Origin of the sequence: Pseudomonas imrae, from assembly GCF_046352735.2 — a bacterium.
Taxonomy (GTDB): Bacteria; Pseudomonadota; Gammaproteobacteria; order Pseudomonadales; family Pseudomonadaceae; genus Aquipseudomonas; species Aquipseudomonas imrae.
In genome coordinates this window covers 4,489,190-4,507,887 of record NZ_CP110853.2, presented here as the reverse complement: position 1 = coordinate 4,507,887, position 18,698 = coordinate 4,489,190, and the positions used below count along the sequence as shown (strand labels likewise).

Genomic DNA, 18,698 nt, shown 5'->3' with positions numbered 1-18,698 from the left:
GAAATTAATGTGGGAACCGGCTCATGTGGCAGTTGGGTTGCCTGCGATAGCATCACCTCGGTGCATCTGAAACACCGAGGCATTTGCATCGCGGGCAAGCCCGGCTGCCACATGAGCCCGTTCCCACAGGGCGGCAACCGTTATCAGCCCTCGAGCTTGCTTTTCAGCAGTTCGTTGACCTGTTGCGGGTTGGCCTTGCCTTTGGAGGCTTTCATCGCCTGGCCGACGAAGAAACCGAACATTTTGCCGCGCTTGGCTTCATCCGCTGCACGGTATTGTTCGACCTGTTCGGCATTGGCCGCGAGCACCTCATCAAGCACGGCCGAGATCGCGCCGCTGTCGGTGACTTGCTTGAGACCGCGCTGCTCGATGATCTCGTCAGCATTGCCTTCACCGCTGGACATCGCTTCAAACACGGTCTTGGCGATCTTGCCGGAGATGGTGTTGTCCTTGATGCGCAGCAACATGGCGCCCAACTGCTCGGCTGAAACCGGGGCTTCGTCGATTTCCAGGCCCTGTTTGTTCAACAGGCTGCCCAGTTCGACCATGACCCAGTTGGCCGCCAGTTTGGCGTCGCCGGCGATACTCACCACCTTCTCGAAGTAGTTAGCTTGTTCGCGGCTCGAAGCCAGCACGCTTGCGTCGTAGACCGACAGGCCGAATTGCGCCTGGAAGCGCTCGCGTTTCTGCGGCGGCAATTCGGGCAAGGTGGCACGGATATCATCGAGAAACGCGTCCTCAAGTATCACCGGCAACAGGTCCGGGTCGGGGAAGTAACGGTAGTCGTTGGCTTCTTCCTTGCTGCGCATGGCGCGGGTTTCGTCTTTGTTCGGGTCGTACAGGCGGGTTTGCTGGATCACCTTGCCGCCGTCTTCGATCAACTCGATCTGGCGACGCACTTCGGTATTGATCGCTTTCTCGATGAAGCGGAACGAGTTGACGTTCTTGATCTCGCAGCGGGTGCCGTACTCCACCTGGCCTTTTGGCCGCACCGACACGTTGCAGTCGCAGCGCAGGGAACCTTCGGCCATGTTGCCGTCGCAGATGCCCAGGTAACGCACCAGCGCGTGGATCGTCTTGACGTAGGCCACGGCTTCCTTGGCGCTGCGCATGTCCGGCTCGGAAACGATCTCCAGCAGCGGTGTGCCGGCACGGTTCAGGTCGATGCCGGTGGCGCCGTTGAATTCTTCATGCAGGCTCTTGCCAGCATCTTCTTCCAGGTGCGCACGGGTTACGCCGACACGTTTGATCGTGCCGTCTTCCAGCGGGATGTCCAGGTAGCCCTTGCCGACAATCGGCAATTCCATCTGGCTGATCTGGTAGCCCTTGGGCAGGTCTGGGTAGAAGTAGTTCTTGCGGGCGAACACGTTGTGCTGGCCGATCTCGGCGTCAATCGCCAGGCCGAACATCACCGCCATGCGCACCGCTTCCTGGTTCAGCACTGGCAGCACGCCGGGCATGCCCAGGTCTACCAGGCTGGCCTGGGTGTTGGGCTCGGATCCGAACGTGGTGGCGCTACCGGAGAAAATCTTCGATTGGGTGGCGAGCTGGGTATGAATCTCCAGCCCGATCACAACTTCCCATTGCATAGTGTTCTCCTCAGAAGCCGGTAGGGGTGCGAGTGTGCCAGTCAGTGTTCAACTGGTACTGGTGCGCCACATTGAGCAGGCGGCCTTCCTGGAAATACGGGGCAAGCAGCTGCACGCCGACCGGCAGGCCATCGACGAAACCTGCTGGCATGGACAAACCCGGCAGGCCCGCGAGGTTGGCGGTGATGGTGTACAGGTCTTCCAGATACGCGGCCACCGGGTCGCCATTCTTGGCGCCGAGTTTCCAGGCCGGGTTCGGCGTGGTTGGGCCGATGATCACGTCGACTTCATTAAAGGCTGCCATGAAGTCGTTCTTCACCAGGCGACGGATCTTTTGTGCCTTGAGGTAGTACGCGTCGTAGTAGCCGGCCGACAGCGCGTAGGCACCGACCATGATCCGGCGCTGCACTTCGGGGCCGAAACCTTCGCCGCGGGAGCGTTTGTACAGGTCGGTCAGGTCCTTGGGATCTTCACAGCGGTAGCCGAAGCGCACACCGTCGAACCGCGACAGGTTGGACGAGGCTTCCGCCGGGGCGATCACGTAGTAGGCAGGAATCGCGTGCTGGTTGTTCGGCAGGCTGATTTCCTTGATCACAGCGCCGAGCTTTTCCAGCTCCTTGACGCTGTTGTGCACCAGCTCGGCGATACGCGGGTCAAGGCCGGCGCTGAAGTACTCTTTTGGCAAACCGATGCGCAGGCCTTTGATCGAGGTATTGAGGCTGGCGCTGTAGTCCGGCACAGGCTCGTCGATGCTGGTGGAGTCCTTGGAATCGAACCCAGCCATGCCTTGTAACAATATCGCGCAGTCTTCGGCAGTGCGGGCCAACGGGCCGCCTTGGTCGAGACTGGAGGCGTAGGCGATCATGCCCCAGCGGGAGACGCGACCGTAGGTCGGTTTCAGGCCGGTGAGGTTGGTGAAGGCGGCAGGCTGGCGGATCGAGCCGCCGGTATCGGTGGCCGTGGCCGCTGGCAGAAGGCGCGCGGCAACGGCGGCTGCCGAACCGCCGGACGAACCGCCGGGCACGTGTTCCAGGTTCCACGGGTTTTTCACCGCGCCGTAGTAGCTCGATTCGTTGGCCGAGCCCATGGCGAATTCGTCCATGTTGGTCTTGCCCAGGGTCACGGCCCCGGCTTCGGCCAGCTTGGCCACGACGGTGGCGTCGTAGGGTGCCTTGAAGTTGTCGAGCATCTTCGAGCCGCAGCTGGTGCGAATGCCCTGGGTGCAGAACAGGTCTTTGTGGGCGATCGGTGCGCCCAGCAGGGCACCATTCTCTCCGTTGGCGCGACGGCTGTCGGCGGCCTTGGCCTGGCTCAGGGCCAGTTCTTCGGTGAGGCTGATGAAGCTGTTGACCTTCGGGTCCAGCTCGGCGATACGCGCCAGCAAGGTCTTGGTCAGCTCTTCGGATGAAAACTTTTTGTCGGCGAGACCGCGGGCGATCTCGGCCAGAGTCAATTGATGCATTGCAGGCTCTTTCCCTTTAGTCGATGACTTTCGGAACCAGGTACAGGCCGTTTTCGACCGCTGGCGCGATGGACTGGTAGGCCTCGCGATTGTTGCGTTCGGTCACGACGTCTGCGCGCAGGCGCTGGCTGGCTTCCAGTGGGTGAGCCAGGGGCTCGATGCCGTCGGTATTCACGGCCTGCATTTGGTCGACCAGCCCCAGAATGCTGTTCAGGGCTTCGGTGGTCTGTGGAAGATCGGCTTCATTGAGGCCAAGCGAGGCCAGATGAGCGATTTTTTCCACGTCGGAGCGTTCAAGCGCCATGGGATTCTCCAGTGGAAAACAGAACGGAGGCTATCCGTGTGTTAGATTGTCGGAACACTATCGCATTTCTACGGTCATATGGCCGCGATTGTGGGGTTAGGTGCGCAGAAAGTCGGCCAATTTAACATATTGGCGCCTTGCCCAAAATCCCTGTCGTTGTTAGAGTTTGCCGCACTTTTTTACCCACGCGTTGCCTAGGGTCCTTTCCCCATGTTCAAGAAACTGCGTGGCATGTTTTCCAGCGATCTTTCCATTGACCTGGGCACTGCCAACACCCTTATTTACGTGCGCGAGCGCGGTATCGTCCTGAATGAGCCATCGGTTGTGGCCATTCGGACCCATGGTAATCAGAAAAGTGTCGTTGCCGTGGGCACCGAGGCCAAGCGAATGCTCGGCCGCACACCAGGCAACATTGCCGCCATTCGTCCGATGAAAGATGGCGTGATCGCCGATTTCAGCGTTTGCGAAAAGATGCTGCAGTACTTTATCAATAAAGTTCACGAAAACAGTTTCCTGCAGCCCAGCCCTCGTGTGCTGATCTGCGTGCCGTGCAAGTCCACCCAGGTGGAGCGTCGTGCCATCCGTGAATCGGCCCTCGGTGCCGGTGCCCGTGAAGTGTTCCTGATCGAAGAGCCAATGGCGGCCGCCATCGGTGCCGGCCTGCCAGTTGAAGAGGCTCGCGGCTCTATGGTGGTGGATATCGGTGGTGGTACTACCGAAATCGCCCTGATCTCCCTGAACGGTGTGGTGTATGCCGAATCCGTACGTGTAGGTGGCGACCGCTTCGACGAAGCGATCATCACTTATGTGCGTCGCAACTACGGCAGCCTGATCGGTGAATCCACCGCCGAGCGCATCAAGCAGGAAATCGGTACCGCCTACCCAGGTGGCGAAGTTCGCGAAGTCGACGTTCGTGGTCGTAACCTGGCCGAGGGCGTACCACGGGCCTTTACCCTGAACTCCAATGAAGTGCTGGAAGCTCTGCAAGAGTCTTTGGCGACCATCGTTCAGGCTGTGAAGAGCGCCCTGGAGCAGTCGCCGCCTGAGCTGGCTTCTGACATCGCCGAGCGTGGCCTGGTACTGACCGGCGGTGGCGCCTTGCTGCGTGACCTCGACAAGTTGCTGGCCCAGGAAACCGGTCTGCCGGTGATCGTCGCCGAAGATCCGCTGACCTGTGTTGCTCGTGGTGGTGGTCGTGCATTGGAAATGATGGATAAACACACCATGGATCTGCTCTCCAGCGAATAAAACTCACTGGGGCATCCATGTTTCGCTCGCAGGCAGCACTTTGCAGTGCTGCCTGTTGGCGTTTATCTTCTTCAATCTGCATCCAGACCGGTTTGATGCTGTATGAGTAACCTGAACATTTGCCTGGGAGGAGCGGCCTATTAAACCGCTTTTCACCAAGGGTCCTTCGCTGGGCGTGCGCCTGTTGGTGCTGGTCGTGCTATCGGTCGCGCTGATGGTGGTCGATGCGCGCTTCACGCTGCTCAAGCCAGTGCGTAGCCAGATGTCGCTGGTACTGATGCAATCCTATTGGATTACCGACCTGCCGCAACGGCTATGGCAAGGTGTGGCCAGCCAGTTCGGCAGTCGCACTGAACTGGTTGCCGAGAACGAAAAACTCAAGACTGAAAACCTGCTGCTGCAGGGGCGCATGCAAAAGCTGGCGGCCCTGACCGAGCAGAACGTGCGGCTGCGCGAGTTGCTCAACTCTTCTGCGCTGGTCAACGAGAAAGTCGAAGTGGCCGAGTTGATCGGCATGGATCCCAACCCCTTCACCCATCGCATCATCATCAACAAAGGTGAGCGCGACGGTGTGGTTCTTGGACAACCGGTGCTTGATGCCCGTGGGCTGATGGGGCAGGTGGTGGAGCTGATGCCTTACACCTCCCGCGTTCTATTGCTTACCGATACCACCCACAGCATTCCGGTGCAGGTCAACCGCAATGGCCTGCGCGCGATCGCCAGCGGCACCGGTAACCCTGAACGTCTGGAGCTGCGTCATGTGGCCGACACTGCCGACGTCAAGGAGGGTGACCTGTTGGTCAGTTCCGGCCTGGGGCAGCGTTTCCCGGCGGGTTACCCGGTGGCGACGGTCAAGGAAGTGATCCACGACTCCGGCCAGCCGTTTGCCATCGTGCGCGCGGTGCCTACCGCCGCCTTGAACCGCAGCCGTTACCTGCTGTTGGTATTCAGCGACAGCCGCACGCCTGAAGAGCGCGCCAATGAAGCGGCGGTGGCCCAGGAAGCGGAAGATAAGCAGAACGGTATTGTGCCCGCTGCGCCCGCGACCGTACCGACCCCTGCCGTGCCGACGGCGCCCGCCGCAACGCCAGCGATACCGGTAAGCCCGGCTACCCCCGCTGCAGCCGTTCCCTCGCCGGCCGTACCGGCCACCCATGCCAGCCCGGCAACGGTTACGCCTGCAGCCGCGCCTGCCGCGCGCCCTGCGGTGCCTGCACCGGCAACCACTCGGCAGAGGGAGGAATAATGGCCGGTATTCATTCACGCAACGGCTGGATCGTCTGGCTGACGTTCGCCATTGGCTTGCTGCTCAGCGTCTCGCCGATGCCGCAGTTCATGGAAATCCTGCGCCCGTTGTGGCTCGCCTTGCTGCTGGCATTCTGGTCCCTGGCATTGCCTCACAAGGTCGGCATGGTTACGGCCATGTGTCTTGGGCTGGCGGAGGACGTGCTGTATGGCACGCTGTTGGGCCAGAATGCCTTGATCCTGACCCTGATCACCTTTCTGGTACTGTCATTGCAGCAACGCTTGCGCATGTTCCCGATGTGGCAACAGTCGCTGGTGATCCTGGTGATTTTCGGCCTGGCCCAGTTGGTGCAATTATGGCTGAGCGCCTTGACCGGCAATCGCCAGCCGACGCTGGCGCTGGTCTTGCCCGCCTTGGTGAGTGCGCTATTGTGGCCCTGGATCAGCTTTGGCCTGCGTGGTCTGTGTCGTCGTTATAAAATCAATTGAATGGATCGCGAGGCTCTGCCTGGTTATCGAACCCTACAGGGAGAGTCTGGAATGAATTCGCTTTATCTGGCCTCCGGCTCCCCTCGGCGGCGTGAACTGCTGACTCAGATCGGTGTACCTTTCACCGTGGTCAGCGCCTCGATTGACGAGACGCCGTTGGCGGGCGAGTCGCCTGCAGCCTACGTCGAGCGTCTTGCTTGCGCCAAGGCGAAGGCCGGCCTGGCCACGCTTGCCGATATTTGCGGTGTCTGTGTGCTTGGTGCCGATACTGCGGTCATCCTCGACGGGAAAATTCTTGGCAAACCACTGGATCAGGCCGACGCCCAGGCCATGCTGCTGGCCCTTTCTGATCGTGAACATGAAGTCCTGACGGCGATTGCCGTGTTGGATGGCCAGCAATGCGCGACGCGGCTGGTCCGCAGTCACGTGCGTTTGCGCTCGATTTCTGCACAAGAAGCCATGACCTACTGGCACAGCGGTGAACCCCAGGACAAGGCTGGCGGCTACGCTATCCAAGGCTTGGCGGCAGTATTTGTGGCCGGGCTCAACGGAAGCTACTCCGCGGTGGTCGGGCTGCCGGTTTGCGAAACTGCAGAACTGCTGGGGCATTTCGGCATACCCTGTTGGCAACATCTTTCCATGCGCTAAACGCCGTATTTCAGCGCCATACCCAAGCGATCGGCCACTATTGTGAAAACGCCTGAACGAGACCCAGCCATGAGTGAAGAGATTCTGATCAATATCACGCCGATGGAATCACGCGTGGCGGTGGTAGAAAACGGCGTTTTGCAAGAAGTGCATGTCGAGCGCACCCAGAAGCGTGGGATTGTCGGCAATATCTACAAAGGCAAGGTCGTGCGAGTGTTGCCTGGCATGCAGGCGGCGTTTGTCGATATCGGCCTGGACCGAGCTGCGTTCATCCACGCTTCGGAAATCTCCCAGCGTGAAGGTTCGGCCGTGGAAAGTATCAGTGCCCTGGTGCATGAAGGGCAAAGCCTGGTGGTGCAAGTCACCAAGGACCCAATTGGTTCAAAGGGCGCGCGGCTGACCACGCAACTGTCGATCCCCTCGCGGTATCTGGTGTATATGCCGCGCACCGCCCATGTCGGCATCTCGCTGAAAATCGAAGACGAAGCCGAGCGCGAGCGCCTGAAAAAGGTGGTCAGCGATTGCGTCGCAGCGGAAGGCATCAAGGAAACCGGCGGTTTTATCCTGCGCACGGCGGCAGAAGGCGCTGGCGCTGATGAAATCCTCATGGATATTCGCTACCTGCGCCGCTTGTGGGATCAGATCGATACTCAGATCAAGACCATCGGCGCGCCGAGCGTCATCTATGAAGACCTGGGCTTGGCCTTACGCACTTTGCGGGATTTGGTCAGCCCCAAGATCGAGAAGATTCGTATCGACTCGCGGGAAACCTTCCAGCGCACTACGCAATTTGTTGCCGAACTAATGCCGGAAATTGCCGACCGTCTGGAACATTATCCGGGCGAGCGACCGATATTCGACCTGTACGGCGTCGAGGATGAGATCCAGAAAGCCCTGGAGCGCAAGGTGCCGCTCAAGTCCGGTGGCTACCTGGTGGTGGATCCGGCGGAAGCCATGAGCACCATCGACGTCAACACCGGCGCTTTTGTCGGCCACCGCAATCTTGAAGAGACCATCTTCAAGACCAATCTTGAAGCTGCCACGGCGATTGCCCGCCAACTGCGCCTGCGTAACCTCGGCGGGATCATCATCATCGATTTCATTGACATGGAAGATGAAGAGCATCAGCGACAAGTGCTGCGCACCCTTGAGAAGCAGCTGGAGCGCGATCACGCCAAGACCAACATCATCGGCATTACCGAGTTGGGCCTGGTGCAGATGACCCGCAAGCGTACTCGCGAAAGCCTGGAGCAAGTGCTGTGCGAGCCGTGCAGCAGTTGCCAGGGGCGCGGCAAGTTAAAAACCCCTGAAACGGTCTGCTACGAGATTTTCCGGGAAATCCTGCGAGAGGCGCGTGCCTATCAGGCCGAAGGCTATAGAGTTCTGGCCAACCAGAAGGTGGTTGATCGATTGCTCGATGAAGAGTCGGGTAATGTCGCGGAGCTGGAAGGTTTTATTGGCCGAACCATTCGTTTTCAGGTCGAAACCATGTATTCCCAGGAACAATACGACGTGGTGCTGCTCTGATCCGCATCCGTCCTTTTCAACGAGACCGGCAGACGATGATCTGCCGTGCGCCTATTGCTTTGAGGGTCGCCTGACATGGAGCGTCTGACACGCTTTTTTGCCGCACTGACCCGTTGGGGACTTGGCCTTTGTGCGCTGTTGCTGGTACTGGCGGCGGTCTACGTCAGCCTGGGCCGTGAACTGACCCCTCTGGTGGCCGAGTACCGCGCCGAAATCGAGGCCAAGGCGCAGGCTGCGGTCGATATGCCCGTCAGCATCGGCAGTCTGGAAGGGCGCTGGAGCGGTTTTGCACCGGTATTGCTGGCTCACGACGTGATGGTTGGTCAGGGCAGCAGTGCTCTGCGCCTGGACCAGGTGCAAGTGGTGCCCGACTTGTGGGCCAGCCTGCTGGCGCGGGACGTGCGTATCGCTCATCTGGAGGTCAGCGGCCTGCAGGTCAGCGTCAAGGAGGACAAGGACGGTCATTGGACGCTGCAAGGCCTGCCGGTACAGGATGAGCAGCCCCTGGATCCGGAGCAAATGCTCTTGCGGATGCAGCAGGTTGCACAGGTTTTGGTGCTTGACAGCCAAGTCACCTTGCAGCCGTTCGAGCAGGCGCCATCGACTCTGACCTACGTGGGCTTGAGCCTGCAGACCGGCTCTGTCAACCAACGCCTCGACGCCCGCATGACCCTGCCTGACGGCCAGCCGCTGGCGCTCAATCTACGTAGCCGGATTCGTGCCAGCCAATGGAAAGACGCGCAAATCCAGGCCTACCTGAGTCTGCCCCAAAGCAACTGGGCGCAATGGATTCCGGCGAAACTGACCCGGCAATGGAAACTCACTGAACTCAAAGCCGGCGGTGAGGTTTGGCTGACCTGGAATAAAGGCACCGTCCAAAGCGCCGCCGTGCGCCTCAATGCTGCGCAACTCAAAGGCAGTTATGCCGAGCGTAAACCGGCCCATATCGAGAACCTGGCCCTGAACGCTTATCTGCAACGCGATGAGCGTGGCCTCAAGGTGATTTTCGATTCGCTGGCGATGAACCTGGGGCAAACCCGTTGGGAGTCGCGCCTGCAATTGCAGCAGACCCTGGCCACGGACAAGGATCAGGAAACCTGGCACTTGCAGGCTGATCGTCTGGACCTGACGCCAATAACGCCATTGCTCAATGCACTGGCGCCGTTGCCGGAAGGTGTTGCCACAGCGGTCGAGCGCCTGAAGGCCACGGGCATGTTGCGCAATGTGCTGGTGGACTACCGGCCTCAGGAAACCGGCGACCAGCGCGTCAGCTTCGCTGCCAATCTGGAACGGGTCGGTTTTGACGCCTATTTCGGCGCGCCGGCTGCACGCAATGTCAGCGGCAGTATCAGTGGCGACCTGGGACAGGGTGAGTTACGCATGGACAGCAAGGATTTTTCCTTGCACCTGTTTCCGATTTTCGCCAAGCCCTGGCAGTACATCCAGGCCAACGCTCGCTTGACCTGGAAACTCGACAAACAAGGCTTCACGCTGATTGCACCGTATATCAAGGTGCTGGGGGAAGAGGGCAAGATCGCTGCCGATTTCCTGATCCGCCTGCATTTCGATCATAGCCAGGAAGACTATATGGATCTACGGGTCGGCATGGTTGATGGCGACGGTCGCTTCACTTCCAAGTACTTGCCCGCGGTGTTGAGCCCTGCACTCGATGAATGGCTGCGCACGGCAATCCTCAAAGGTGCCGTCGACGAAGGCTTCTTCCAGTATCAAGGTTCGCTGAACCATGACGCGGTAATCGCCGCGCGCAATATCAGTCTGTTTTTCAACGTGCATGACGCCGAACTGGCGTTCCAGCCAGGCTGGCCGCATGTGCGCAACGTCGCCGGTGAGGTGTTTGTCGAAGAGACCGGCGTGCGCATTCTGGCCAGCAAAGGCCAGTTGCTCGACACCCAGGTCAAGGACATCTACGTCAATATTCCCCACGCGCTTCCCGGTCAGGACAGCCACCTGCTGCTTACCGGCGGTTTCTCCGGCGGACTGGGCGATGGTCTGAAAATCCTCCAGGAAGCGCCGATAGGTACGGCTTCGACGTTTGCCGAATGGAAAGGCGAGGGCGACTTGCAGGGCTCGCTCAACCTCGATATCCCCTTGGCCGAGGGCGCCGAACCGAAGATCGTGGTGGATTTCAAGACTGACAAGGCGCGTCTGCAACTGGCGGAGCCCGCGCTGGACCTGAGCCAGCTCAAAGGTGACTTCCGCTTCGACAGCGCCAAGGGGTTGAGCGGCAAGAACATCAGTGCCAAAGCCTTTGATCAGCCGGTCACTGCGCAAATTTTTGCAGAGGGCAAGCCCGGCAGTATCAGCACACGGGTCACCGCCAAGGGCCAGGTGACGGTCAAGCGGCTCACCGACTGGCTGAACGTCAGCCAGCCGCTGCCGGTATCCGGGGATATTCCGTATCAGCTTCAGCTCAACCTGGACGGCGCCGACAGTCAGTTGATGGTCACGTCCAATCTCAAGGGCGTGGCGCTAGACCTGCCAGCGCCTTTTGGCATGCCAGCCAGCCAGGTCCGCGACAGTGTGTTCCGGATGACCTTGCAGGGTGCAGAGCGGCGCTACTGGTTTGATTACGGCGAATTGGCGAACTTCACTTTTGCCGCGCCAGCGAACAATTTTGCTCAGGGTCGCGGCGAGTTGTTCCTGGGGAATGGCGATGCCTTGTTGCCTGGTGGCAAAGGGCTACGCATTCGTGGCGTGTTGTCTGAACTGGATATCACTCCCTGGAAAAAAATGCTGGATGGCTACGCTGGTAGTGATCCTGGGGGCAATGCCAAGCAGCTGCTGAGCGGTGCTGATTTCAAGATCGGCAAGCTGACGGGCTTTGGCAGCGAATTCGATCAGGTCAGTCTGCAATTGGATCGTAAGCCGAGTGCCTGGGGCCTGCGGTTTGATAGCCAGCAAGCCAAAGGCACCGTCGGCCTGCCGGATGCCAAAGGCGCGCCCATTGCGATCAATCTGCAGTATGTGAAGCTGCCAGCGGTCGATCCTACTGTTCAGGCCGACGAAAATGCGCCAGATCCGTTGGCTGATATTGATCCCAAGGATATTCCCGCGCTGGATATCGCTATTGATCAGTTGTTCCAGGGGCCTGACTTGATCGGAGCCTGGTCGCTGAAAGCCCGGCCAACCGCCAAAGGCATGGCTTTCAACAGCCTTGACCTGGGCCTCAAGGGCATGCAGCTCAAAGGCGCCGGTGGTTGGGAAGGTGCGCCGGGAAGTACCAGCAGTTGGTACAAGGGGCGCCTGGACGGCAAGAACATTGCCGATGTGCTCAAGGGGTGGGGTTTTGCTCCAACCGTTACCAGCAAAAGCTTTCATCTGGATGTCGACGGACGTTGGCCAGGCTCGCCCGCCTGGGTAGGACCCAAGCGTTTCTCCGGGAGCCTGGATGCCAGTTTCCGCAAAGGCCAGTTCGTTGAAGTGGAAGGCGGCGCCCAGGCACTACGCGTGTTTGGTTTGCTGAACTTCAACTCGATTGGTCGCCGCTTGCGCCTGGATTTCTCGGATCTGCTGGGCAAGGGCTTGAGCTACGATCGGGTCAAGGGGCTGCTGGCCGCGAGCAATGGGGTGTTTGTCACCCGTAATCCGATCACCCTGACCGGGCCATCGAGCAATCTGGAGCTTAACGGCACTCTGGATCTGGTGGCTGATCGCGTGGATGCCAAATTGCTGGTGACCTTGCCGGTCACCAATAACCTGCCGATTGCCGCGCTGATTGTCGGCGCACCGGCCATTGGTGGTGCGCTGTTCCTGATCGACAAGTTGATCGGTGACCGGGTTTCGCGTTTTGCCAGCGTTCAGTACAAGGTGGAAGGCCCCTGGAAAGACCCGAAAATCAGTTTCGACAAGCCATTTGAAAAACCACAGTAAGTGCCTGTGGAGTAGCATGGCCTCATGCTTTCTATGGAGTGCGAATCCATGACCTTTGCTGTCATTCAGATGGTCAGTCAGAGCGACGTGCTGGCCAACCTGGTGCAAGCCAGGCGGCTGCTGGAGCGGGCTGCGGCAAATGGAGCGCAACTGGCGGTGTTGCCGGAAAACTTCGCCGCCATGGGCCGGCGCGACGTGGCCGATATCGGCGTTGCCGAAGCCTTGGGTGAAGGTCCTATCCTGCCCTGGTTGAAACAGACCGCTTGCGACCTCAACTTATGGATAGTGGCTGGCACGTTGCCATTGCCGCCGCTGGATCAGCCCCGTGCCAAGGCCAATGCCTGCTCGTTGTTGATCGACGCTCAGGGCCAGACAGTCGCGCGTTACGACAAGCTGCATTTGTTCGACGTCGACGTGGCAGATGCACGGGGTCGTTACCGTGAGTCCGATGACTATGCTTACGGTGCGCAAGTGGTGGTGGCGGACACGCCGGTAGGACGCGTCGGGCTGACGGTCTGCTACGACCTGCGTTTCCCGGAGCTATATAGCGAATTGCGTGCTGCGGGTGCCGAATTGATCACAGCGCCGTCGGCATTTACGGCGGTAACGGGAGCTGCACATTGGGACGTACTGATCCGCGCCCGAGCCATCGAGACCCAGTGTTATGTGCTGGCGGCCGCCCAGGGCGGTGTACATCCCGGGCCGCGTGAAACCTATGGGCACGGAGCGATCATCGACCCTTGGGGGCGCGTGCTGGCGCACCAGGATCAGGGTGAAGCGGTGTTATTGGCCGCACGCGACAGCATTGAACAGGCGTCGATACGGGCGCGCATGCCGGTGGCAAACCACCGGCGCTTTTTTTCGCAGGGCGCACAGCGGCCTGTTTCAGAACGATGAATTTAAGGCCAAACCTATGAGCGAGTTGTTGTCCTCAGTCAGTGAACACCTCCTGGCGCCCGGTGGCGTGACCATCGAAAGCCTGCAAACCGTGCTGGGTGACCTCGCCGGTCCCGGTATCGATGCAGGCGACCTGTATTTCCAGGGGCAGATCTCCGAGTCATGGACCCTTGAGGACGGGATCGTCAAGGAAGGCAGTTTCAACCTTGACCAAGGGGTTGGTGTGCGGGCGCAATCGGGTGAGAAGACCGGATTTGCCTATAGCAATGCCATTACTCTTGAAGCCCTGGGGCTGGCCGCCCGTGCTGCGCGCTCGATCTCCCGTGCCGGGCAGAATGGCACCGTGCAGGCATTCCGTACCCAGGACGTGACCCAACTGTACGGCCCGGACAATCCTCTGGAAGTGATCAGCCGGGCGGAAAAAGTCGAGCTGCTCAAGCGCGTGGATGCCGCAACCCGCGCCCTGGACCCGCGTATCCAGCGAGTGACTGTGAACATGGCCGGCGTTTGGGAGCGCATCCTGGTGGCGTCTACCGATGGAGGCCTGGCGGCGGACGTGCGGCCATTGGTGCGCTTCAATGTCAGTGTGATTGTCGAGCAAAATGGTCGTCGCGAGCGCGGTGGGCATGGCGGTGGCGGGCGCACGGATTATCGTTATTTCCTCGCCGAGGACCGTGCGATGGGCTATGCCCGCGAAGCCCTGCGCCAAGCGTTGGTCAATCTGGAAGCGATTCCGGCTCCGGCCGGTACCTTGCCGGTGGTGTTGGGGTCCGGCTGGTCTGGCGTGCTGCTCCACGAAGCGGTGGGCCACGGCCTGGAAGGCGATTTCAACCGCAAAGGCAGTTCGGCTTACAGCGGGCGCATGGGTGAAATGGTCGCTTCCAAGCTCTGCACCATTGTCGATGACGGTACTTTGGCGGGCCGTCGCGGCTCCTTGAGTGTTGACGACGAAGGCACGCCGACCGAATGCACGACCTTGATCGAAAACGGCGTGCTCAAGGGCTACATGCAAGACAAGCTCAACGCTCGCTTGATGGGCGTGGCGCGCACCGGTAACGGTCGTCGAGAATCTTATGCGCACCTGCCGATGCCGCGCATGACCAACACCTACATGCTCGGTGGCGAAAGCGACCCGGCAGAAATCATCGCCTCGGTGAAGCGTGGTATCTATTGCGCCAACCTCGGCGGCGGCCAGGTAGACATCACCAGCGGCAAGTTCGTGTTCTCCACCAGCGAAGCGTATTTGATCGAAGACGGCAAGATCACTGCACCGGTCAAGGGTGCAACCCTGATCGGCAATGGTCCGGAAGCCATGAGCAGGGTGTCGATGGTCGGTAATGACCTGTCGTTGGACAGTGGCGTGGGCACGTGCGGCAAGGATGGGCAGTCGGTGCCGGTGGGTGTCGGCCAGCCAACCCTGAAGATTGATGCGATCACCGTGGGTGGTACGGGGTCGTAAGGAGGGGAGCTTCGGGTGGCGAAGGTCGCCACCCGGGAAGAGGATCAGCGCAGGCCGCGTTGAGTCTCATCCAGCTCACGGATGTACTTGAAGATTTTACGGCTGGAGGCCGGTGCCTTGTTTTGCGCCAGTTCGTGCTGGGCCTGACGGATCATCGAGCGCAATTGCTGGCGATCGGTATCCGGGTAGTCCATGACGAACTTCTCCAGGACTGCGTCATCGCCTGTGATCAGGCGGTCACGCCAACGCTCCAGATTATGAAAGCGTTCGTTGTACTGGCGAGTGGAGGCATCCAGTTGGTCGAGCAAGGTCAAAATGGCGTCAGTGTCCTGGTCGCGCATCAGTTTGCCGATAAATTGCAGGTGCCTTTTACGCGCGATATTCGCGGTGTGCTTGGGGGCATCGTCCAGAGCCCGGCGCAAGGCGTCGGTCAACGGCAGTTTTGCACGCAAGTCGGGCTTGAGTGTTGTAAGGCGCTCGCCGAGATCAACCAGAGCATGCAGCTCGCGTTTGACCTGGGTTTTGCTTTTCTCCCCATCGAGGGAGTCGTCGTAAGAATCAACCATGGTGGCAGTCCGCAAAGAAACGCCGCCATGATAACCAGTCGGGGGCCGCTTGTCCGGCCCGGTCGCTCGAAGGCCTTAACCGAAAGCAGAATTTGAGTGGAGAAAACCATGAGTGCAACCCAAAGCGTCGGTCCGCAAGCGTTACCGGCACTGCAGGAACAAGTCGAGCAGATCCTGGCCGAGGCCAGGCGCCAGGGCGCGAGCGCCTGTGAAGTGGCGGTGTCGCTTGAGCAGGGGTTGTCGGCGTCGGTCCGCCAGCGGGAAGTGGAAACCGTTGAGTTCAATCGCGACCAGGGTTTTGGTATCACTCTGTACGTGGGGCAGCGCAAAGGCTCCGCCAGCACGTCGGCCAGCGGTCCGGAAGCGATCCGCGAAACCGTGGCCGCGGCGTTGGCAATTGCCAAACACACCTCCGAAGATGAGGCCTCGGGTTTGGCGGATGCGGCCTTGATGGCGCGCGACTTGAAGGATTTCGATCTGTTTCATGCCTGGGACATCACCCCGGAGCAGGCGATAGAGCAGGCCCTGACCTGTGAAGCGGCGGCATTTGATGCCGATAGCCGGATCATGAATGCCGATGGCACAACCTTGAGCACTCACCAAGGCTGCCGCGTTTATGGCAACAGTCATGGATTTATCGGCGGCTACGCCTCGACGCGTCACAGCTTGAGCTGCGTGATGATCGCCGAGGCCAATGGTCAGATGCAGCGTGATTACTGGTACGACGTCAACCGCCAGGGTGAATTGCTGGCCGATCCGGTGAGCATCGGCCAGCGCGCGGCGCAGCGGGCGGCGAGCCGTTTGGGGGCGCGTCCGGTGCCGACGTGTGAAGTGCCGGTGCTGTTTTCGGCGGAACTGGCCGGTGGCTTGTTCAGCAGCTTCCTGGGGGCGATTTCTGGAGGCAATCTTTACCGCAAGTCGTCTTTCCTGGAGGGCGCGCTGGGCGAAAAGTTGTTTCCCGAGTGGCTGACCATCGATGAGCGCCCGCATTTGATGGGCGCAATGGGCAGTTCGGCTTTTGACGGTGATGGCCTGGCGACCTACGCCAAGCCATTCGTCGAGAACGGCGAGTTGGTGTCCTACGTGTTGGGCACCTATGCCGGACGTAAGCTTGGCTTGCCCAGCACCGCCAACTCCGGTGGTGTACATAATTTGTTCGTGACTCATGGCGAGGAAGACCAGGCAGCGCTGCTGCGACGCATGGGGCGAGGTTTGCTGGTGACTGAACTGATGGGCCATGGCCTGAATATGGTGACTGGCGATTACTCCCGGGGGGCGGCTGGCTTCTGGGTGGAGAACGGCGAAATACAGTTCGCCGTCCAGGAAGTGACCATCGCCGGCAACATGCGTGACATGTTCAAGCAAATTATCGCGGTCGGTAACGATCTGGAATTACGCAGTAATATCCGTACCGGTTCGGTGTTGATCGAACGCATGACGGTTGCCGGAAGCTAAAACCCAAACGCGATAAACCCAGGCGCGTCATCGATCCGATGGCGCGCTTTTTTTTGCTTGAAATATCACAGGCGCAGAAGAGAGCAGGGTCGAGTACTTGTTTTGATTCTTAATATCATTTAATAATGAATATCATTACCGAATGAGCGCGGATTATGAGTTCTGTCCTGCATGAGGATCCCTATCTGGAAAGCTGGCGCTGGATGAGTCGCCAGATTCGCTGTGGACTTGATCCTGACGAGCCGCGCCTGATCGAACACTATTTGAACGAAGGCCGTTACTTGGGCTGCTGCACAGCAACTCATCCGTGGACCATTGCCGAGACTTCCTTTCGTTTATTGTTGGACACCGCCACAGATATCGCTTTGCCATGGCACTGGCGCTCGCTGTGCCTGGACCAGGCCTGGCGCCCGCTGCGTGACCTGGAAAACCTAGCTCGCTGTGCCTGCCGCCTCAAGCGTTGGCAGACGTTTGCCTGGCAGCTTGCCACGTGTGAGTTGCTGCCCTCGATTTCCCACTCTGACCTGGTGCAAGGATCCTCCGATGATTAACCGTATCGAACGCGACAGCATGGGCGAACTGCAAGTACCCGCCAACGCCCTGTATGGCGCACAAACCCAGCGTGCGGTGAATAACTTTCCGATTAGCCACCAGCGTATGCCGGCGCAATTCATCCGCGCCCTGATTCTGGCCAAGATCGCGGCCGCCAAGGCCAACGTCGAGCTCAAGCAGATCGGTGAGGCCCAGGGCAGGGCGATTGTCGATGCCGCCCAAGGTCTGCTGGAAGGCGACTTCATGCAGCATTTTCCGGTGGATGTCTTCCAGACCGGTTCCGGCACCAGTTCCAACATGAATGCCAATGAAGTAATTGCAACTCTGGCCAGCCGCCTGCTGGGTGAGCCAGTCAACCCAAACGATCACGTCAACTGCGGGCAGAGCAGCAACGACATTATCCCGACGACGATCCATGTCAGCGCCGCGCTGGTGTTGCACGAACAAACCCTGCCGGCTCTGTTGCATCTGGTGCAAGTCATTGAGCACAAGTCCGTGCAAGTGCACCCTTTCATCAAGACCGGCCGTACTCACCTGATGGACGCCATGCCGGTACGCATGAGCCAGGTGCTCAACGGCTGGGCGCAGCAGCTCAAGGCCAATATCGCTCACTTGCAGGATTTGTTACCGAGCTTGCAGGCACTGGCGCAAGGCGGTACGGCAGTGGGTACTGGAATCAACGCCCACCCGCAGTTCGCGGTGGGTTTCAGCCAGCAACTGAGTAACTTGACCCATGTGCAATTTCGACCAGGCAAAAACCTGTTTGCATTGATTGGCTCCCAGGACACGGCTGTTGCAGTTTCCGGCCAACTCAAGGCCACTGCAGTATCGCTGATGAAAATTGCCAACGATCTGCGCTGGATGAACTCCGGCCCGCTCGCCGGCCTCGGTGAAATCGAACTCGAAGGCCTGCAGCCCGGCTCATCGATCATGCCGGGCAAGGTCAATCCTGTTATTCCCGAGGCCACGGCCATGGTCGCGGCACAAGTGATCGGCAATGACACAGTCATCACCGTGGCCGGCCAGTCCGGTAACTTCGAACTGAACGTGATGCTGCCGATCATTGCCCAGAACCTGCTGAGCAGCCTGGAGTTACTGGCCAACTCCAGCCGTTTGTTGGCTGACAAGGCAATTGCCAGCTTCAAGGTCAACGAGCCCAAGCTCAAGGAGGCTTTGTCGCGCAACCCCATCCTGGTTACTGCGCTTAACCCGATCATCGGCTACCAGAAGGCTGCGCAAATCGCGAAGAAGGCCTATGAGCAAGGTCGGCCGGTGATCGATGTCGCACTTGAACACACCGATCTGCCCCGCAGCCAACTGGAAGTCTTGCTGGATCCGGAAAAGCTCACGGCTGGTGGCGTGTAAT

15 protein-coding genes are annotated in these 18,698 nt (G+C 59.6%); 11 read left to right on the top strand and 4 right to left on the bottom strand.

All coding sequences use genetic code 11. The annotated features are described in order from the left end of the window. Positions 1-143: 143 nt before the first annotated feature. Genes gatB through gatC form a run of 3 tightly spaced genes read right to left on the bottom strand, consistent with a single transcriptional unit; the run spans position 144 to position 3,355 of the window. Positions 144-1,589 carry an Asp-tRNA(Asn)/Glu-tRNA(Gln) amidotransferase subunit GatB gene (gatB, locus tag OQ460_RS20435; RefSeq protein ID WP_410019170.1) on the bottom strand — a complete coding sequence of 482 codons (1,446 nt, stop codon included), beginning with the start codon at positions 1,587-1,589 and terminating at the stop codon, positions 144-146. A 10-nt stretch (positions 1,590-1,599) separates the two neighbouring features. Then, positions 1,600-3,051, bottom strand: a complete 1,452-nt coding sequence (gene gatA / locus OQ460_RS20430) for an Asp-tRNA(Asn)/Glu-tRNA(Gln) amidotransferase subunit GatA (protein WP_410019169.1) — start codon at positions 3,049-3,051, stop codon at positions 1,600-1,602. A gap of 16 nt (positions 3,052-3,067) precedes the next feature. Continuing rightward, complete coding sequence (gatC, locus tag OQ460_RS20425) at positions 3,068-3,355, bottom strand: Asp-tRNA(Asn)/Glu-tRNA(Gln) amidotransferase subunit GatC (protein WP_410019168.1); 288 nt, start codon at positions 3,353-3,355, stop codon at positions 3,068-3,070. A 210-nt stretch (positions 3,356-3,565) separates the two neighbouring features. Between gatC and mreB the strand changes: the two genes are divergently transcribed. From mreB to tldD, 8 genes are all read left to right on the top strand, one after another. Beyond that, positions 3,566-4,603 carry a rod shape-determining protein MreB gene (gene mreB, locus OQ460_RS20420; RefSeq protein ID WP_002555108.1) on the top strand — a complete coding sequence of 346 codons (1,038 nt, stop codon included), beginning with the start codon at positions 3,566-3,568 and terminating at the stop codon, positions 4,601-4,603. Between the two features lie 139 nt (positions 4,604-4,742). Next, the gene (mreC, locus tag OQ460_RS20415; RefSeq protein ID WP_410022067.1) at positions 4,743-5,849 is read left to right on the top strand and encodes a rod shape-determining protein MreC; all 1,107 of its coding nucleotides are present in this window, start codon (positions 4,743-4,745) and stop codon (positions 5,847-5,849) included. Then, on the top strand, positions 5,849-6,337 hold the full coding sequence (mreD, locus tag OQ460_RS20410) for a rod shape-determining protein MreD (RefSeq protein ID WP_410019167.1): 489 nt from the start codon (positions 5,849-5,851) through the stop codon (positions 6,335-6,337). Before mreC ends, mreD begins: the two co-directional genes overlap by 1 nt. Positions 6,338-6,388: 51 nt before the next feature. Beyond that, the gene (locus tag OQ460_RS20405; RefSeq protein WP_410019166.1) at positions 6,389-6,985 is read left to right on the top strand and encodes a Maf family protein; all 597 of its coding nucleotides are present in this window, start codon (positions 6,389-6,391) and stop codon (positions 6,983-6,985) included. Between the two features lie 69 nt (positions 6,986-7,054). After that, positions 7,055-8,512 (top strand): ribonuclease G, encoded by a 1,458-nt coding sequence (gene rng / locus OQ460_RS20400; protein WP_410019165.1) that lies wholly within the window; start codon positions 7,055-7,057, stop codon positions 8,510-8,512. Positions 8,513-8,587: 75 nt separating this feature from the next. After that, positions 8,588-12,403, top strand: a complete 3,816-nt coding sequence (locus OQ460_RS20395; protein WP_410019164.1) for a YhdP family protein — start codon at positions 8,588-8,590, stop codon at positions 12,401-12,403. Positions 12,404-12,451: 48 nt separating this feature from the next. Beyond that, the gene (locus OQ460_RS20390; protein ID WP_410019163.1) at positions 12,452-13,300 is read left to right on the top strand and encodes a carbon-nitrogen hydrolase family protein; all 849 of its coding nucleotides are present in this window, start codon (positions 12,452-12,454) and stop codon (positions 13,298-13,300) included. Positions 13,301-13,316: 16 nt separating this feature from the next. Beyond that, on the top strand, positions 13,317-14,759 hold the full coding sequence (gene tldD, locus OQ460_RS20385) for a metalloprotease TldD (protein ID WP_410019162.1): 1,443 nt from the start codon (positions 13,317-13,319) through the stop codon (positions 14,757-14,759). 44 nt (positions 14,760-14,803) lie between these two features. On the opposite strand, the gene yjgA is transcribed toward tldD, so the two are convergent. After that, complete coding sequence (gene yjgA / locus OQ460_RS20380) at positions 14,804-15,325, bottom strand: ribosome biogenesis factor YjgA (RefSeq protein ID WP_410019161.1); 522 nt, start codon at positions 15,323-15,325, stop codon at positions 14,804-14,806. 108 nt (positions 15,326-15,433) lie between these two features. On the opposite strand from yjgA, the gene pmbA reads away from it, so the two are divergent. The 3 genes from pmbA to OQ460_RS20365 all read left to right on the top strand — a co-directional run bounded on the left by pmbA (position 15,434) and on the right by OQ460_RS20365 (position 18,697). Then, positions 15,434-16,780 (top strand): metalloprotease PmbA, encoded by a 1,347-nt coding sequence (gene pmbA / locus OQ460_RS20375; protein WP_410019160.1) that lies wholly within the window; start codon positions 15,434-15,436, stop codon positions 16,778-16,780. A 155-nt stretch (positions 16,781-16,935) separates the two neighbouring features. Then, entirely contained in the window at positions 16,936-17,331 is a 396-nt protein-coding gene (locus tag OQ460_RS20370; protein WP_410019159.1) for a FagA protein, read from the top strand. After that, positions 17,324-18,697: a class II fumarate hydratase gene (locus OQ460_RS20365; protein WP_410019158.1), complete on the top strand. Its 1,374-nt coding sequence runs from the start codon at positions 17,324-17,326 to the stop codon at positions 18,695-18,697. Before OQ460_RS20370 ends, OQ460_RS20365 begins: the two co-directional genes overlap by 8 nt. Position 18,698: the final 1 nt, after the last annotated feature.

Bases quoted from the DNA above. Each gene is read 5' to 3' on its own strand.
- gatB (WP_410019170.1), bottom strand. From the start codon at position 1,589: ATGCAATGGGAAGTTGTGATCGGGCTGGAGATTCATACCCAGCTCGCC.
- gatA (WP_410019169.1), bottom strand. From the start codon at position 3,051: ATGCATCAATTGACTCTGGCCGAGATCGCCCGCGGTCTCGCCGACAAA.
- gatC (WP_410019168.1), bottom strand. From the start codon at position 3,355: ATGGCGCTTGAACGCTCCGACGTGGAAAAAATCGCTCATCTGGCCTCG.
- mreB (WP_002555108.1), top strand. From the start codon at position 3,566: ATGTTCAAGAAACTGCGTGGCATGTTTTCCAGCGATCTTTCCATTGAC.
- mreD (WP_410019167.1), top strand. From the start codon at position 5,849: ATGGCCGGTATTCATTCACGCAACGGCTGGATCGTCTGGCTGACGTTC.
- OQ460_RS20405 (WP_410019166.1), top strand. From the start codon at position 6,389: ATGAATTCGCTTTATCTGGCCTCCGGCTCCCCTCGGCGGCGTGAACTG.
- rng (WP_410019165.1), top strand. From the start codon at position 7,055: ATGAGTGAAGAGATTCTGATCAATATCACGCCGATGGAATCACGCGTG.
- OQ460_RS20395 (WP_410019164.1), top strand. From the start codon at position 8,588: ATGGAGCGTCTGACACGCTTTTTTGCCGCACTGACCCGTTGGGGACTT.
- OQ460_RS20390 (WP_410019163.1), top strand. From the start codon at position 12,452: ATGACCTTTGCTGTCATTCAGATGGTCAGTCAGAGCGACGTGCTGGCC.
- tldD (WP_410019162.1), top strand. From the start codon at position 13,317: ATGAGCGAGTTGTTGTCCTCAGTCAGTGAACACCTCCTGGCGCCCGGT.
- yjgA (WP_410019161.1), bottom strand. From the start codon at position 15,325: ATGGTTGATTCTTACGACGACTCCCTCGATGGGGAGAAAAGCAAAACC.
- pmbA (WP_410019160.1), top strand. From the start codon at position 15,434: ATGAGTGCAACCCAAAGCGTCGGTCCGCAAGCGTTACCGGCACTGCAG.
- OQ460_RS20370 (WP_410019159.1), top strand. From the start codon at position 16,936: ATGAGTTCTGTCCTGCATGAGGATCCCTATCTGGAAAGCTGGCGCTGG.
- OQ460_RS20365 (WP_410019158.1), top strand. From the start codon at position 17,324: ATGATTAACCGTATCGAACGCGACAGCATGGGCGAACTGCAAGTACCC.